General features: G+C 34.2%; 1 pseudogene. It reads right to left on the bottom strand.

Features of this window, described 5'->3' with window-relative positions:
- Positions 1 to 631, bottom strand: a pseudogene (locus DWY01_RS11395) (IS66-like element ISEbi1 family transposase); the annotation flags it as partial.
- Positions 632 to 786 lie beyond the last annotated feature (155 nt).

Genomic DNA, 786 nt, shown 5'->3' with positions numbered 1-786 from the left:
ATTCGGATTCCTGTCTATAGAGTGGAACGCCATTTACGAACTTTTGTTTCATAACGAAAGCCACACTTTCAGCAGAGGCATAAGAATGTGGAATGACAGGTTCTGGAATTCCAGGACTTTTCATAACACTCTTTCCATTTGCACGACATTTTCTGCATTCATATGTCGTTGTATATATATCTCTTACTTTTAACTTGGCTGGTACAAATTCAATTTCGTGTCGAACAAATTTCTTTCCGACAGGGACAAGTTTACTGTTACAGACTGGGCATACAAGTTCAGATTCTGGAAGTGTCATAATAACTTCGATATGTGGCAGTTTAGATAATTTATCATCCAACTGTCCTTTATACTTTTTCTTTTTATTGAATTTAACTTCTTCAAGAATAAATTGTTCTTCGTCTGGATTTGCTTCTGCTTCTGCCTCATCAAAAAGAGAAAGCTGCTCAAAACCAAGTGACTTTGATGTTTCACTTTTTGTTCCAAACAGCTTGCGCTTTAAATATTCATTTTCTTCCTTTAGATTCTTGTTTTCTTTTTGGATTTCTTCCAATGTCTTTGATAGTGCTACAACTGCTGACTGCATCTGTAGATATAATTCTTTGTAGTCGATACCTGCATTTTCAATCATTCGAAGCACTCCTTAACTGTCTATATTATACCATATTTAATACAAAATATCCTTAATATAAAGCTAAATAGCACATCTTTTATTACTCTTTTTTATTGTTCGTGGCTGTTCTATTTTAAGTCCTTCTAAAAGCCATCTGAACTGCTGATCTGTTA

This window comes from Eubacterium sp. AF22-8LB, assembly GCF_003458715.1.
In the GTDB taxonomy this organism is placed as follows: Bacteria; Bacillota_I; Bacilli_A; order Erysipelotrichales; family Erysipelotrichaceae; genus Holdemanella.
This window is presented reverse-complemented; position numbering and strand designations above follow the sequence as displayed.